This is a genomic window from Arenibacter arenosicollis, from assembly GCF_014397245.1.
Classification (GTDB): domain Bacteria; phylum Bacteroidota; class Bacteroidia; order Flavobacteriales; family Flavobacteriaceae; genus Arenibacter; species Arenibacter arenosicollis.
In genome coordinates, this window is record NZ_JACLHY010000029.1 from 44334 (window position 1) to 62221 (window position 17888).

9 protein-coding genes are annotated in these 17888 nt (G+C 40.2%); 4 read left to right on the forward strand and 5 right to left on the reverse strand.

Annotated features, from left to right (window positions below; genetic code table 11):
• The first annotated feature begins 2 nt into the window (after positions 1–2).
• From H4O18_RS19590 to H4O18_RS19605, 4 genes are all read left to right on the forward strand, one after another.
• On the forward strand, positions 3–1475 hold the full coding sequence (locus H4O18_RS19590; RefSeq protein ID WP_187587816.1) for a SusD/RagB family nutrient-binding outer membrane lipoprotein: 1473 nt from the start codon (positions 3–5) through the stop codon (positions 1473–1475).
• Positions 1476–1584: 109 nt separating this feature from the next.
• Positions 1585–4920 (forward strand): VCBS repeat-containing protein, encoded by a 3336-nt coding sequence (locus H4O18_RS19595; protein WP_187587818.1) that lies wholly within the window; start codon positions 1585–1587, stop codon positions 4918–4920.
• Between the two features lie 544 nt (positions 4921–5464).
• A complete protein-coding gene (locus H4O18_RS19600) occupies positions 5465–8791 on the forward strand; it encodes a SusC/RagA family TonB-linked outer membrane protein (protein WP_187587820.1) in 3327 nt (1108 codons plus the stop codon).
• Between the two features lie 34 nt (positions 8792–8825).
• Positions 8826–10409, forward strand: a complete 1584-nt coding sequence (locus tag H4O18_RS19605; protein ID WP_187587822.1) for a SusD/RagB family nutrient-binding outer membrane lipoprotein — start codon at positions 8826–8828, stop codon at positions 10407–10409.
• A 259-nt stretch (positions 10410–10668) separates the two neighbouring features.
• Here H4O18_RS19605 and H4O18_RS19610 read toward each other — a convergent pair whose 3' ends face one another.
• The 5 genes from H4O18_RS19610 to H4O18_RS22030 all read right to left on the reverse strand — a co-directional run.
• Positions 10669–11853 carry an FG-GAP repeat domain-containing protein gene (locus tag H4O18_RS19610; protein WP_187587824.1) on the reverse strand — a complete coding sequence of 395 codons (1185 nt, stop codon included), beginning with the start codon at positions 11851–11853 and terminating at the stop codon, positions 10669–10671.
• A gap of 55 nt (positions 11854–11908) precedes the next feature.
• Positions 11909–14791, reverse strand: a complete 2883-nt coding sequence (locus H4O18_RS19615) for a PVC-type heme-binding CxxCH protein (protein WP_187587826.1) — start codon at positions 14789–14791, stop codon at positions 11909–11911.
• 54 nt (positions 14792–14845) lie between these two features.
• Entirely contained in the window at positions 14846–15484 is a 639-nt protein-coding gene (locus tag H4O18_RS19620) for a 3-keto-disaccharide hydrolase (protein WP_187587828.1), read from the reverse strand.
• 103 nt (positions 15485–15587) lie between these two features.
• On the reverse strand, positions 15588–17510 hold the full coding sequence (locus H4O18_RS19625) for an FG-GAP repeat domain-containing protein (RefSeq protein ID WP_187587830.1): 1923 nt from the start codon (positions 17508–17510) through the stop codon (positions 15588–15590).
• A 191-nt stretch (positions 17511–17701) separates the two neighbouring features.
• On the reverse strand, positions 17702–17888 hold a 187-nt coding region (locus tag H4O18_RS22030), incomplete at its 5' end, for a hypothetical protein (RefSeq protein ID WP_222942479.1).

A 17888-nucleotide genomic window follows, 5' to 3' on the forward strand; every position in this document is an offset into this window, starting at 1 on the left:
CTATGAAAAATTCGATTTATATATTATTAATTGCATTCTTGTTCGGTGCATGCGATAAAGGTTTCGAGGAACTCAACGTTAACCCTACCAAGCCGGTACAGGTTAGCCTTTCCACTAAACTAACTGCGGCACAAAAATTTATGTCCAGTGAACGATATGACAACTGGCGCGCCAACCTTATTTATCAGTCTACCATGATGCAACATCTGGCGGTTACTGCAGGATATTGGTCCGGAGACAAATATACCTGGAACAAAGGGTATGCATCTTCATTGATCGATAGGTACTATGGAAATGTAGTAAAATCGTTGGAAGACATGTTGGTTCAGTTGGAGGAGGAAGAAGCTCCTGCTGAAATGAAGGCTATTACCAGAATAATGAGGGTTTTCGTTTATTCGAGGCTTACCGATTTGTATGGTGATATACCTTACAGTGAGGCGGGTAAAGCTTTTATTTCTGGCATTTTAACTCCTAAATATGATGCTCAAAGTGAAATCTATGCTGATATGTTAAAGGAATTGGAGGAATCTGCAGCGGCTTTGGGAACTGGTACCTCTGAATTTGGTGCAGCGGACCTTATTTATCAAGGTGACCAGGCCAAGTGGAAAAAGTTAGCAAATTCCCTTATGTTGAGATTAGGGTTTCGTTTGATAAAGAGAGACGCCGCAGCTTCCCAAGAATGGGTTACAAAGGCAATTGCAGGAGGAGTTATGGAATCTAACGATGACATTTTTTATCTTCAGCATGATGTAAATAACCGTAATGGTAATAGTGAGGCTTTTGATGCGGATGGGAACCAACGTTTGAGCGATACATTTGTAAACTTTTTACAGGGTGATCCAAGACTGCCTATACTTGCTTCTAGAAGGAGTGACGGTAGTACTGCACCAGCAGATTTGAAAGGTTTGCCTAATGGATTGGATTCAGAATTGTTACTGGCCGCTACGGGAGAGGAGAATACAACGCTTTATGCCGAACCTAGTGATATAATTACCTTTTTTGAAGCCCCAATGTTCTTTCAGACCTATGCAGAGGTAGAATTTATGTTGGCAGAGGCCGCAGTAAGATGGAATTTGGCAGGAGGAGACCCTGAACCACATTACAACGCGGGGGTAAGGGCAGCGATGAAGATGTTGGAAATTTATGGACAGGATGCTGTTATTGCCGATGCCGATATCGATGCTTATTTAGTGGCGAATCCCTTCGATTCAGCCAATGCTATTGAGCAAATTAACACTCAATATTGGGCAGCAACCTTTTTAAATGAATACGAAGCATTCTCTAACTGGAGAAGAACAGGTTTTCCAACCTTGGTTCCTGTAAACTATCCAGGGAATGTTACGGGTGGTACTATTCCTAGGAGACTTACCTATTCTGAAAGTGAACAAAGTAACAATCCTGAAAATTATGCAGCCGCAATTGCAGCTCAAGGACCAGATGAGCTGACTACTAGAGTATGGTGGGATGCAGAATAAACGTTTGCAATTTATTTTTGTAAATGTAATTCTAAAGTTTTAAATTCATAAAGGAGGGGAAACCCTCCTTTATTTGGTTAAATTATTTATTGTTTTCACGCTTAGGGCAATGCGAAAATTAATTGTTTTACTGGTTTTATCGTTTCATACGTTTGGATGCTTTCTTGGTCTATCCCAAGTGGACCCGAGATTTTCGCTTTTGAGCCCCAAACAGACTGGTATAGATTTTAACAACGAAATTAAAGATAGCAAGGAGGTAAATATACTTTTGTATTCCAACTTTTACGGAGGTGCTGGGGTGGGAGTGGGCGATTTTAACAATGATGGCCTTCAGGATATCTATTTTGCGGGCAATATGGTTCCCGATAAGTTATATTTCAACCAAGGCAATTTTAAGTTTAAAGATGTAACCAATTCCTCGGGAATTGAAGATGATGGCGGATGGTCTACGGGAGTTACCGTAGCGGATGTGAATAATGATGGTAATTTGGATATTTATGTAAGTCGCGAACTTTATGACAAAAGGCCGGATTGGCGAACCAATCTTTTATATATCAATAAGGGAAATGGAACTTTTGTGGAGTCGGCTTTAAGGTTTGGAATCGCCGATTCCCAAAGAACTAGGCATGCCACCTTTCTGGATTATGATAAGGACGGATATTTGGACTTGTTTTTGTTGACACAGCCTCCCAATCCTGGAAGTTATTCTGAATTTTCCGGGACTACTTTGCTTAAAGAGGAATATCATGTAAAACTTTTTAGAAACACCGGTAATGATTTTTTTGTTGAAACAACGAAGGAAGCAGGGATTGTTCTGACGGGTTTTCCAAATGGAGTGTCTGCCAGTGATTTGAACAACGACGGATGGACGGACCTTTATGTTGCCAATGATTTTAATGCCCCGGATTTTCTGCTTATAAATAACCAAGATGGCACTTTTACAAATGTAGCGCAAGAAGCACTTGGCCATATGTCCTACTATAGTATGGGCGTGGATGTGGCCGATATTAACAACGATGCCCTTTTAGATATTTTTGTTGTGGATATGGTTGCGGAGGATAACTTCAGGTTAAAATCCAATATGAGCGGGATGAACCCGGATGCATTTTGGAAAGTGGTCAACGATGGAGGGCATTATCAATATATGTACAATGCGCTGCAGCTCAATAATGGCAATGGAACTTTTAGTGATGTGGCCCAATTGACGGGTATGGCCGCTACCGATTGGAGCTGGTCCAACCTTGTTGCCGATTTTGATAACGATGGTCTGAAAGATACCTATATAACCAATGGCCTACTACATGATATTAGGAATACCGATGCGGATAAACTGGTTGCAAAACTCATAAATGAAGCAAGTTTTAAATACTTGCAGGAAAACCCACAGGGTGGCAATGTGAAAAGCGTCTTCGATATTTTGAATTTGGAAAAGGTGCTTTCGGTACTTCCTTCTCAGCCATTACAAAATTATGCGTTTAAAAATTTGGGAAACCTTGAATTTGAGAAGACAATGGACAATTGGGGGCTTAGGGAAAAATCCTTTTCCAATGGGTCGGCCTATGCAGATTTCGATAATGATGGGGATTTAGATCTGGTTGTAAATAATATTAATGAAAAAGCTTTCGTTTATAAAAACAATTCTGAAAGATTTAAGGCTGGTAATTTTTTCCGTATTCAATTGAAGGATTCAAGGAATAGACCGGTATTTGGTACAAAGGCCACACTTTATATGGATGGGGGAAAACAATTTTTGGAACATACCAATGTCCGAGGAATATATTCGACCAGCGAACCCATTCTGCATTTTGGTGTGGGCAGTGGATCAATTATCGATAGTCTTGAGATTCAATGGCCTAATAGTTCCATAACCCATTTGTACCAAGTAAAGGTCAATCAACTTTTAAAATTGGATATGGGGGAGGGACAGTTTAACTCCACTCTCAATTCGAATGCTATTCGACCACTTTTTAAGTTACTACAAGATAGATCGAAGCCATTTGAGTTTACACACGAAGAAAACGTTTTTAACGATTACGAATATCAGGTTTTGCTTCCTCACAAAATGTCCCAGTTTGGACCAGCTCTAGCGAAGGGAGACATAAATAATGATGGTTTGGATGATATTTTTATAGGTGGCGCTACCGGGTTTAGTCCGGCCCTTTTCATTGCCGATCAAAATGGCAACTTTACCGAGATAGCTCAGGGTTTATGGGAGCAAGATGCGGGTTATGAAGATGTTGATGCATTGTTTCTAGATATTAATGGAGACGGGTTTCAGGATCTTTATGTGGTAAGCGGTGGAAACGAGTATGTTGTCAATGATGCCCATTACGTAGACCGTCTATATTTGAATAACGGGTTTGGCGGTTTTACAAAAGGTGCTATTCTTAATGTTGACCGTAGCAGCGGTTCAAGCGTTGTAGCGGAAGATTATGATAACGATGGGGATTTGGATGTTTTTGTTGGAGGTAGGCATGTGCCACATCATTATCCAATTCCCGCTTCGAGCATGTTGCTTCTTAATGAAAATGGACAACTGGTAAATCGTACTTTGGAGTTGGCACCACAATTAAAAGATTTGGGGATGGTTACCGATGCTGTATGGAGCGATTATGACAATGATGGGGATATGGACCTTATTGTGGTTGGAGAGTGGATGCCGATCACCGTATTTGAAAATGAACATGGAACCTTGAAGAAGGGGACGGTCCCAGTACTGAACGCTACCTCTGGCTGGTGGTATAGTATAGCGAAAGGTGATTTCGATAAAGATGGGGATATGGATTTTATTGCCGGCAATATTGGCTTGAATTATAAGTACAAGACCTCGATGGAAAAACCTTTCGACATTTACTTTAATGACTTTGACGATAATGGCAATTACGATATAGTCCTGGGATATTACAATGGAGAAAAGCATTACCCTCTTCGGGGGTTTTCTTGTTCCTCCGAACAAATACCGGGATTAAAGAACAAAATTCAAAAGTACGACCTGTTCGCTTCCTTGGAAATAGATGAGGTATATGGGAAGGAAAATTTAGAAAAATCACTTCACTATCAGGCAAATACATTTGCATCATCCTACATAGAGAATCTGGGCAATGGAAGTTTCAAGATTTCGGCATTGCCAAATATCGCACAATTTTCAAGTATTAATGATATGTTGCTGGAGGATTACAACGGGGATGGCCATTTAGATATCCTGGCCGTTGGTAATTTGTATGTTTCCGAAATTGAGACCCCTAGGAACGATGCCGGTACCGGAGTATTATTGCTGGGGGATGGCCGGGGAGGCTTTGATCCTATGACCGTTATGGAAAGTGGATTTTTTGCCAATAAAGATGCCAAAAAGATTATTTCTGTATCCACTAGTGGAAAAACATGGATTGTAGTAGGTAACAATAACGAGAAGATTACAGTGCACCAAAAGGTTGCAATCGACTGATGGCATATGAAGACTAAAGTTGTTGATTTTTACATTTTTGCCAAACTATGGCAAGTCTGGAAGAAAGACAACTTACACCATTGCAGCAAATGTTAAAAAGCTATAAAATCCATAAACCAATATAATTTCCGACTGGAAAAAACTCCTTTAGATTTTTTGTAAAACTACTTGGACGACATTTCGTTTTTGTCCAAAACATTTAATAAATGGAATGTTTGTAGATCAAAAAAATAGTCCTTTCGACGCTTTAGGCAAGCACGATAATTTCTCCAGTATCTCAAATCTCCATGTTTAGAATATGTTAATTAATGAGAACAATGTTATACGTTTTATACCCTTATTAATTTTATTTGTGCTCAGCTGTAAGAATACTATTTAATTTTTCAACGCAATCGTTTTCGATTACACGTTGTTAGACTTTTCACTATCGTCATTAGTCGAATTAATTTCTTTTCCTTACTAAGAAAACGAAAATTTAGTAATTATTTAACATTAGGGTAACTCCCTAAAATAACTTCTAATTAACTAACTAAAAATTATTAGTATGATTAAAAAATTTCATTACTATTTATTGCTGAGTGCATTTCTTCTGGTACAGGGAATGATGGCTCAGACCAAGACTGTTTCCGGAACAGTGTCCGATGATTTGGGCACGCCACTGCCAGGTGTAAACGTGGTGGAGAAGGGTACCAATAACGGTGCCTCTACAGATTTTGATGGAAACTTTTCAATTAAAGTATCCAACAATGCCACTTTGGTTTTCTCATCTTTAGGATTTACTAAAAAGGAAATTGCAGTAGGCGTACAAACTACTCTTAATGTTGTTCTTGAAGAAGATGCTGAACAATTGGGGGAGGTTGTTGTAACTGGATTGGGTATTACTAGGGAAAAGAAAGCCCTTGGTTATGCTACTGCAACTATTAGTGCAGAAGCTTTGACCGAAACTGCTACACCTAACTTTGCCACTGCATTGTACGGTAAAGCGCCCGGTGTTAGTATCAACACTACTCCAGGTGGATCTACAAGTGCTTCCAACATCACTATAAGGGGTGTGGCCTCCATTACTGGGAGAAGTCAGCCGCTAATTATTTTGGATGGGGTGCCAATTAGGGATGGTGAAGTTTCCAATAACAACTATTGGGGAGACCAACGCTTAAGAGGTAATGGTCTTTTGGATATTAACCCAGAAGATATAGATAACATATCCATACTTAAAGGCGCATCTGCAGCAGCGCTTTATGGTTCTGAGGCGGTAAACGGTGTTGTATTGATTACTACAAAGAGTGGGAAGAATAGAAAGAATGGTATGACTGTGGATTTAAGTTCATCCTATAGTTTTGACAAAGTAGCTTATCTTCCAAGATATCAAACTGTGAGGGGTCCAGGTGCTCCCTTGAACGTATCTGATGGAGGACAGGATGCAGAAGGATTTATTTATCACGATGTAGATGGTAATGGTTCAGCCGAAACAAGGGGTGTACTAGGTTATAGTATTAACTTTGGACCTAAGTTTGACGGTAAACCAACTATTGGTTGGGATGGAATCGTAAGACCTTATGAGGCTCAGGATGATCGCTATAGCGGTTTGTTCAACACTGCCCATAACACCAGTGTTAACATGTCTATTACCAATGTTACCGATAATTCCAATTTAAGATTTTCTTATACACGTCAGGATAACGAAGGTATAAGTATAGGTGCTGAGGAGAAAAAGAACATATTTAATTTGAATACAACCTTCAAATGGGCAGAGGATTTCTCTACTGATGTAATTGTAAATTATGTTAATCAGTCCGTATTCAATAGACCTTATTCTGTAGACCGATTGACGAACAATTTTTCTGGAATGATGTCTCCCTTCGATAGTGCCGACTGGTATTTGGATAGATATAAAACAAGTAAAGGCTATCGTTATGTTCAAGGGACAGGGCAAAGTCTTACTCCAGAGGAAAATATTATTTATCCCGGATTTAAGGATGCCATCGGAGATTTTATTTGGAGAGTTAAAGAGAATAGGCTGGAAGAACAGAGCAACAGGGTTATTGGTACCATTACCAATAACTGGGACATAACAACAGGTCTTAACCTAAGAGGTAGAATTTCCAACGACTTCACCAATAGAAGAACTGAGGCCAGTAATTCTACAGAAAGACCTTTGGCTTTTGGTAATTCTGGAGGATTTAGTATGAGTAATAACAATTACAATGTATTGTACGGTGAATTGTTGTTGAGATATGAAACTCCAATTACTACAGATTTGACTCTGGCTATGATGGCCGGTTACAACGCCACCAAACAATCTGAGTCCAATTTGAACAGAGGAACAAATGGTGGATTAAGTGTAGAAAACTGGTTCGATGTTGCCGCATCGGTAAACACTCCCAATTCAGGTAGTAGCCGTGAATCTATTGTAAAAGATGCATTTTTGGGGACCATGAATTTGGATTACAAAGGATATTTCTACGTAGAAGGTACAATTCGTAAGGATAAGACTTCCACTATGAATCCTAACAACAATAGCTTTGTATACCCTTCGGTAAACTCTAGTTTTGTTCTTTCAGAGGCATTTGATCTTCCACTATTTATGAATTATTTCAAAATTCGTGGATCTTGGGGTATTGTTGGTAATTACCCTGATATTTATGGGGCAAACATCGCCTACAATCAGAATACTTTAGGTTCTCAAGGTGGTAACCCAGTATTGTACACTACTATCCCTTCCAGTTTCGGTAATGACGGGATTAGACCAGAAGAAAAACATGAGTACGAATTTGGTATGGAGCTCAAATTTTTTCAAGGTAGGTTAGGTCTTGATGTTTCCTATTACAATGCCCAAGTTGTTGATCAAATCCTTCCTTTAACGCTTCCAAACAGCTCAGGAGCAAGCTCAGTGCTTACCAACATAGGTACACTAAGGAACAAAGGATATGAATTTGGTTTAACAGGTACTCCAATAGACACAGGATCTTTTAGATGGGATGTTATTGTAAACCTAGCAAAGAACGAAAACGTAGTTGAAAAGCTTGCACCTGGTTTGGATGAATTATTACATGCAGATTATGATGGTAATGCCGCTCAGTTAAAGTCACTAGTAGGACAACCCATGGGAGATCTTTATGCGCATCCAGTTGCAACGGATGCTCAAGGAAGAAGAATTGTTGACCCCAATGGTCTTTACAAGGTGGATGCCGATAAAATGGAAAAATTCGGTAATGCCATGCCAAAATGGACTGGTGGTGTAATGAACTCCTTCAGCTATAAGAACATTACTTTAGACGCTCTTGTGGATGGCCGAATTGGAGGTCACGTTATGCCAACTGCACTAAACTGGATGACCAGTCGTGGTTTAACAGAAGAGAGCACAAAGTTCATGGATACGGAAAGTGGTGGACTTAGCTATTATGAGGACGTTAATGGTACCAGAATTCAGACTACCCCAAGCGCAACTGCTGGTCCAGGAGGAGAAGTAGTTTATCATGATGGTATTTTGTTGGATGGGGTTACCAATGATGGTCAACCTAACGATCAAATTGCTTCCTCTGCTGATTACTATTGGACGGTATACAACTGGGGTGGACCTCAATATAGCCCAAACACACGTTACGAGCTATACATTAAGGAGAACACCTATTTCAAAATGAGGGAATTGTCCATAGGTTATAAAATGCCTAGAAAAGTTTTGGATAACATTGGGCTTAGTAAACTACAGTTCTCTGTATTTGGTAGAAACTTGTTTTATCTGTACAGAACAATTAAGGATATGGATGGTGAACAGACAACAGCTGGTTCTAGATGGTTCCAAAATGTTAATAACGTTGGTTCCAACCCTTCCACTCGTTCTTTCGGTTTAATGGTTAGAGCTAGTTTATAATAGTATAAATAAGAATTATTTAAAAAGATATTTCATGAAAAAATTATCGATAATACTCAGTATTGTTATGGCTACGGCCATCAGCGGGTGTACTGAGGCAGATTTTAGCGAGAATTACGCAAACCCTTCAAAAGTATCGACAGCTACGGTAGAAAAGCAATTTGCTGGTATGTTGGTTGCAAATAGGGAATATGTTCTTCCAGCTTATTGGAACTATTTTGTAGTGTTAAGAACTACATTAACACGTTATACCCAAGCAGTAGGTTGGATTAATTCTTCCAACCAATATGTTCCTGGTGAAGCGGGTATAGGCGGACGTTGGAGTAATTACTATGATTTCTTGGCTCAATACAGGGAGTTGGAGAAAATTTACAATAATCTTTCTCCGGAAGATCAAGCTGATTTACGGGTGTATATGCTTACGGCAACTATTTACCTTTATGATCATACCCAAAGGGTAGTTGACCTACATGGTGATATCCCATTCTCTGAGGCTGGTCGTCTAAGTCAAAATGGAGGTGATTATTTGGCTTCCTTACCTTCTTATGATACAGCGGAAAGTATTTATACTACTATGTTGGATGGTTTAAAAGGATTTTCGGATGAATTGAACAGTATCAACGTTAGTCCTGGAATCATGGTAGGTTTTGAGACTCAGGATTTTGTTAACGGAGGAGATTTATCTGCTTGGAAAAAGTACTGTAACTCGCTTAGATTAAGAATGTTGACCAGAGTTTCCGGAGTTTCGGAATTTCAGTCTAGGGCAACATCTGAAATTGCCGCTATTTTAGGAAATCCTTCTCAATACCCTGTAGTGGAAACCAATGTTGAAAACGTACAAATAGACGTTATTAGTTTGGATACCCCAATACACTCTAAGGGTTTCAGAGGCGGATTGGAAGATTGGGATGGTAACTTGGCCGGAAAGGAAATGATCGACCATATGTTGGATAATGCTGACCCAAGATTAAGGGCTATGTACGAGCCAGGTGAAGAAGCCGGTACCTCCTATTTAGGTTTGGATCCATTGTTAAGCGAAAATGCTCAAACAACTTTAGTTGCTACTGGAACATTATCTAGGTATAACCGTTCCACTTTAAGTAGAAATGAATATTTCCCTGGACTATTGTTTACGGCAGCGGAAGTTAGTCTACTTAAGGCGGAATATTATTTGAAGGCCAGTAATGACGCTATGGCACAAGCTAGTTATGAGGATGCGATAGAGAAATCTACCGAATTCTACTATAGCCTACGTGACTTGAGTACTGATGGTACCTCTGGTCCCTTGACTCCTACAAATGATACTGAAGTACAGGCTTATATTAATAGCGCCGATGTTAATTGGGATAACGCTACTACAAATGCAGAGAAATTGGCCTTAATTGCAACTGAAAAGTGGATACATTTTAGTGTGCTTCAATTACCTGATAGTTGGGCGGAGCAAAGAAGATTAAATTTACCTCAATTCTCATTTCAGGTAGATAACGCCAACGAACAAACCTTGCCTCCTAACAGATGGTTATACCCAAATAGCGAGCGTGTTTATAACACTGAAAACTATAATGCGGTTAGTGGAGAGGATAACTTAACTACCAAAATATTCTGGGACGTTAATTAAGGATTTGAGTTAGTTTTATTTTTTTAAGAAGCCCGATACAATTATTGTATCGGGTTTTTTCTTTGACCATTACTGTAAACTTCAGCGATATCAAAGAAAGATTGTTTGGACGCACTTTTTTAAAGTTAATCAAAGGTTGATGGAAAGAGTGTTCTATAATGCAGAACTAAGTATTTAGTGAGCGGTTTCCCATCATCCTAGAAATATGTTTAAGTACAGGCTATGGAATTAAATTTATTCTACAAAGCTATTTAAATCATCACATCCCCATCTTATTTTCAAAAAGAAAAACGCCATTTTTGTTCGCTATTACGATGTCCGGTTTCTTGTCCTTATTCATGTCTTCGACCACAATATTAAGGCCTGCACCTGAATCATGGTCAATTATGTACTCTTGAAAATAGGGGGCTTTTTCGGGAGTAAATTCAATATAAAGCAGGATTGGAGCATCACTGTCCCCTGCATCGTTGCCATTATGGGCCAAATATCGTTTGCCTGTAATTAGTTCCTTTTTACCATCACCATTAATGTCGGCCATAATGGTGGAATGAGTTTGGGAGGTTGTGCTGCTTATGAGATGTGTGTTGAAGTTTTGTCCGTCGTGCTGTTCATGCCACCAAACCCCAAGGGCATGTGCCGAGGAACTTACCACATCGTTTTTACCATCGTTATTTACATCCATCACTTGCATGTGGGAGCAGGGCTCACCTAGGTTAGCTGCGTGAAATTTCCAATTTCCTGCCTTTTTATCAGCTTTTCCTTCAAACCATCCTTCCGTAATAACCACATCATCCAAACCATCATTATTAACATCCCCCAGACCAATGCCATGGGAAAATTTCTCTGTTCCGGGTACATTTTCAGTGCTGATAGGAAATCTTTTCCATTCGGTATCCCCTGGATTCAATGGAGCCTGTAGCCAAACTATTTGTTTTTTATCCACATCTCCACAAAGGATATCCAATCTACCGTCACCGTCAATATCTACAAAACCCGGCGACTCATTGGAAATGCCCATTCCGTCAGCTATAATATGCTTTTTCCAAACCCCGGATTTGTTCTTTGGATTTTCGAACCAAAAACCTGGTTTTCCAGGATAATCTATGATGACCACATCATCCCATCCGTCCAAATTTACGTCCATACCCAAATTTAGGAAAGATTCACAGTATTCCTTCCACGGGTTAAAGGTGCGGGAGGGAGCCATCTCGTGGCGCGTCCAAGAAGGAGCTTCAAACCAATAGTAGCCCGCGACAATATCCATCAACCCGTCCTTGTTTAAGTCTGCCACTGCTACACCTTCAGAGATAAAATCCCTCGTAATGACTGTTTTTTTAAAATCATTGGAGGTTGTGCTCTGGCCAATGGACATAGGTATAATACAGAAATATATCAAAAGACCAAATAAGACTTGTCCAACAGTATTGTTAATTGTCATTCTCATTTTTCGATTTTGTTATGGTATTAAAGTTAATTGTTTTTTGGATGATGATGTTTGGCTATTGTTCACTCAATAGTTTTTCAATGAGCATTTTATGTGCCTTACTTTCGTCTGATTGCCCATTTTTTAACTGGTCATGGTACTTTTTCAATAAATTTTTGGATTCCGCAGTTTTCAATGCGCCTATTCGCTGAATCGTATACGTTAGAATAACAGGAATTTTGGCTTTTCCTGCCAATTGGAGCGCACGCTCTGTATTCAAAGGGATTAAGGGCTCAGTGGCGTACCATAGCATTAAGGGTAGGTTGTGGTCCCCTATGTCTTCCGACTTTTGGACCAGGGCTTCCAAAACGTCCCATCGCTTTGCGGGTGCTAAGCGAAGCAAGCCGGAAGTCAGGTAGAGTCTTACCAATGGTGATGGATCTTTTTTTGCCAATCCTACAAACTTTTCCAAGGTGGTTGGTGATATCTTCTTATCCTCGGTCAGTAACTGTATGGCCCAACTTCTAAGATATTCATTGTTGTTGCTTAATAAATTATTTAATTCCTTTTCATTTAGCCCTTGGGTAACATGTAAGGTCCATAGCGCTCTAAGTTTTCTGGTTACATCCTGATTATTGACAAGAATATCTTTAAGTGCTGTATGGACTTCAGGATTGCCGCCTCGTTCTTGTAAAATTGTCCTGGCCTGTCTCACATAAAATTCGTTGGGATGTAACTGGTAGTTGACGAGTTCCAGGTCTGTAGCTTTTTGCAAATCAACCTGTACCCATTGATCATTTTTATGACTGATCTTAAAGATTCGTCCCAAAGTTTTGTCATGCACATCGGGGTTGGAACTGTGGCATTGGTTCTGATCATACCAATCTATGGCAAATACAGATCCACTGGGGTCGTATTTAAAGTTGAGCCATTGTGACCACGAATCGTTCATTGCCAAGAAGTCTTTATTATGTGATCCAATATATCCCGATCCCGACCTGGTAAGTTGATCATTATTAAGTTTAGATCCATTGATATTGTTCATGAAGATGGTATTCCTATATTTTTTGGGCCAGGAATTTCCGCCCAAATAAATCATTGCGCCTGCATGGGCATGGCCACCACCAGCTGCCGCTGACCTAAAATTACCTGCATGTGGTCCACGGTCGCCCAGCCAATGTACATGGTCCCCAATGGTTTTAATATCATCATAGGTGTAGGGATTAAAATGATTCCCTGACTGCCGCTGGTATCTGGCTCCTTGAATAACGTGGTAAAGGTGTGGAATTACACAAACCGTGATGAATGGATGTCCGAAATCATTAAAATCAATTCCCCACGGATTACTACTCCCTTCGGCAAAGACTTCAAACTCATGTCTTGTTGGGTGATAGCGCCACACACCTGCGTTGATTTTGGTTCTTTGGTTGTCAGAAGCTCCGGGCTTGCCCACATTGGAATGTGTAAAAACTCCCTGAACGCCATACAGCCATCCGTCCGGGCCCCAGCGTAGATTATTTAGTACCTCATGAGTGTCATCCAATCCCCAACCATCCAATAATTTTTGAGGTGGTCCCGATGGCTTGTCCTTTTCGGCATCGATAGGAATATACAGCAAATAGGGGGCAGCCCCTAACCATACTCCTCCCATACCTACTTCTATTCCGCTAACCAGATTTAGGCCTTCGGAAAACACCTTTCTCTTATCCAAAGTGCCGTCGCCATTAGTGTCTTCGAAAATAAGAATGCGATCTTTTCCTTCGCCTTCACGGGCGGGGGTAGGGTAGGTGTGTGCTTCAACGACCCAAAGTCGACCGCGTGCATCCAAGGTAAAGCTTATAGGTCGTACCACATCTGGTTCTGAGGCGGCCAAAGTTATTTTAAAGTCTTCGGGCAAGGTCATAGCCTTTGCTGCTTCTACACCTGAAAGACCAGAATTGATAATTGGATCTAATGGGGGCAGTACAATAATATCATCCTTATTTAATTCATTGGGGAAGTAAGGGCGAGTAGGGTAGAACCGAAAGTCATCAAAATTTATATGTGCCCATTTATCATCCTTTATATAAGGAATTTGCGAGATACCAGTTTCATTATCAATAATACGGATAATTATATCCTTTTGTTCATAAGGTTCAAGGTCTACTACCACAGGTTGTAAGGTAGCCCTACCTTGTCCTGTTGAACTAAAGATAACCTGATTGGTTTCTGCCAGCACCAATTCAACGCGGGTGTCTGCCAATGCACCACCCGATACCTTAAAGGAAGCATAAGGATGGGAGACTTTGAAGGGAACAGAACTTAAGGTGCCCGTAAGTTTGTAATTTGCGTTACCGCCACTAGTTAGAAAGTAGTCGCCATCAAATGAAAATAGTGCACCGGCATCATGCACAGGGGAAGGGTCTTGGTCGTATAGTGGCGATTTAAAAGCATCTCCAGTTGCTGTCCAATCCTGTAAAGAACCGGTTTCAAAGCCTAGGTTCAGAGGTTTTCCATTTTTTGTGGGTATAACTCCTACAACGGATGGTCCCGATAGGTCTCCCTCCACGACCTCAAATTTTCCCACCATACCCGCCGCACGATGTCCGGGAACCGTACAGAAATAGGTGTCATTTTCTATAGCCTTGAATGTGATACTGGTACTTGATCCCTTTTCCAATAGGGTACCACTCTTTATGCCCAATTTCTCCATGGCAATATCATGGGTCATGGTTTCGCCATTGGTTATGGTAATGCGAACGCGATCTCCTTGGTTGGCCCTTAAGGTAGGATTTCGGGTTCCATCTTTGGCAAAATACCCCAGCATGGTAGCTTCCAGTGCATAGTCTCTGTCAATAGTTGTGGTATCCTTAACAGTTTGTTGCGAAGTCTCTTTGTTGCTCTTTGTTCGGCAACCAACAAAAACGATTAATAGGATTAAGGTTGCGGAGATGCGGGATATTAAACGAAGATTGCTCATGGGTCCGGGTTATAGTTGGTGTGGTTGATTATATTTGAGAGCTATAATTTTTTTTTACTTTATTTCTTCAATAAAAATATCTTTAAAAGCAACCTGTGCCTTTCCGTCTCCATGTATCTGTAGTCCTATTAAGCCCGACTGTGGTATGGTCATATCCTTCTCAGTATAGTCCACTGTTTTATGCCCATTGATATAAAGACGTATTCTTCGGTCCTCGGCCCTAATTTCATAATCGTTCCAGTCGTTTATATTAATCCATTCAAGAACTTCTAAAGAGTCTGGGGCCATCAACGTTTTATTTCTTCGGGATTCATCATAGAGGCTTGCCCAGTAGTTTTCGCCCCAATCTGCTTGGTAGCCTGTCATTTCATAAGGCGGGTCTATTAATCTTTTGCTTCTAAACTGGATGCCTGAGTTGATAAATCCATCATTCCCGGTTAATTTAAACTTTAGTTTAAGAATGAAATTGGCATAGGAACGCGTTGTGCACAGGAAATCATTGTGTGGAACAGTTTTATCCAAGGAGCCTCCAATGATGGTTCCATTATTAATCCGCCAAGTAGATATGGTGTCGCCTTCCCAACCAGAAAATGTTTTCCCGTTGAAAAGAGAGCTTGCCCCTGTAGCCGTCTTATTTTTACATGCCATCGATATAAACAGCAGTAAAATAAAGGATAGTAGTAAACGTTTCATTTGGCTTTGGTTTACGGTTGGATCAACTAGAGATGTCTACAAATTAAGCTAAAGAATTAAGAAAACCTACAGACCCCACTTTCCCATGTGATTTAAAATGCCGTTAATCCTTTAGATAGTAAAAATGTCCGTCTTCGGCCCCAATCAATAAATTTGGTTTGCCATCCTTATCCCAGTCAACCACGGTTGGGCTTGTGGTGTGTCCTGCAAGCTTGGTTTTGACCAGATTCCCTTTTTTCTTGAAAACAATGTTTCCGTTTGATTCCCCTAAATTCTCGTACCATTCAATATTTACGCTGTTGGCCAATAGATCAAGGTCCCCATCACCATCCCAATCGGTAAAGGCTATTTTCCTTCGGCCACTACCACCGGCTTCACGCTCGTTTAAACGAAGCAAATCTTTGCCTGTTTCTCCATCGGCATTTTTAAAAATTCGTTGTCCTGGTTTTAGATAAAGTTTTCCATGTTTTTTAAATCGCTCAAAAAACGCCAAATAGCCTTCGTGATCTAACATTACCAAATCCATTAGACCATCTTTGTTCCAGTCTATAGCATAAGGTGTGGTTCTCCATTGTGTGGACAATTCATCTTTTTCCGGATTCCACCAATTCCATTTAGGTTTTGGAACCTTGTTTTTCTCCCAAGCCACCTTGACACCTCCCATTTTAGTTAGTTTGGGAGCTCCCTTAGCACCTGTATTTTTATACCATTCCACTTTGCCAAATATGGAATTCAACAGAATATCTTTTAGTCCGTCACCATCCCAATCGGCGACTGTTAATGTGGTATAACCCCATTTACTTTCGGCAGGTCCTTGAATGGATCCACTGTTCCCCGCCATAATACGGATTACTTCCCCATCGGCTTCCAAATAAATGGGTTCTTGCCACTCTGGAGTATCACCTCCATCTAGATTTTCTATAAAACCAATATACCCGGCCGAATTGCCACAGATCAAATCTTCGTCTCCATCATCGTCCCAGTCAACACTAAAAGGGGTAACCAATGCACCAAATTTTAGATTTTGACTTTTCTGTTGGATATATATGGGCGATTTAAAAACTGGCATTTGGTTACTGATGGTCCCTGTATTTTCAATAAAGACAACCCTACCGTCCTCGTCGCCAACAACAAGATCAATTTTAGAATCATTGTTCCAATCAAGAGCCACTGGCCTCATCATTTCCAGATCCATTTTTAGGATTCCATTATTATTTTCAAGAAATCTACCTTTGGCATAAATTGGGTTTTCACGATTTCCTGTATTTTCAAAGTAACTAAAGCGATCAATGAATTCCCCGCAAATAATATCCAAATCACCATCACCATCAAAATCGGCTATGTTAGGGGTAGTATTGCCATATACATCTATAGGTTTATCAGCAGCTAATATTTTCCCATCATTTCTATATTTTCCGTTGTCGTTGGTCAATAAATAAAGGTATCCACGAAGATCTCCATTGGTCCATTCCCCTTTGTCGTTAAAGGCATTGTCCCAACCATACTCACTCCAATCATCTATTCCAACGATGAGGTCCATATCCCCATCATTGTCATAATCAACATATTTCCAATCGCTAAAACGTTCTTTATAAAGATCAAGTAGTTCGGACGCCTGATACAGACCTTCTGGTCGAGTATATCCATATCTTCTAAAGTTGTCGTATTCCAAACCAACTCCCAAAACCCTAGGTTCTCCTTCCACATAGGAGATGGAAACATTCCGCATACCGTCACCAATTTTGACGGGAGCATCAAATATTGGGTTCCCTTGTTGGTCTTTGTTTGAGTTTTTGAACAAAAATGTGCCATTAAAAGGAACGTCGGTACAGGAGATAACCAAATCCAGATCTCCATCCTGATCGTAATCCATGGGCAAGGGATTGGCCCAGAGTCCCACTGCCAGATCTTTGGTAGAGGTGGTATCCTTGTATTGTAATCTTATAAGGTTGTCATCAGTGGTTTGACCAATGGAAACGGCACTGCTAGTTAGGAAAAAGCAAAGGATTAATCGTTTAAGCTTCATAGGTAGTTTTTTCTATGTTTTTTATGATGATTGCTGAATTAAAACTTTCAAATTAGTATTTATTTTTCAATTGACCAATCTTTTATTTCTTGGACTAATTGAAGGATTTCATATTTTGATAGGTGTTGGATAAGGAAAATTTGGGTTAGTAATACTAAGGGGCTGGAATTTAGGGGGTAAGTAAAAAAGATTCATTTTTTTGCCAAAAGATTAGGGTTAAATTGTTTGATCTTTCCTATTTTTGCAATCTCATTTTCGGGATGTGGCCCTTCGTCTACGCTCAGGACAGGCTGCCCCACAGAGGATTCATTTATAAATGGAGATTCTGAAAAAGAATAGAAAGTATTGAGCAAATTGAAGTATCGGGATGTGGCGCAG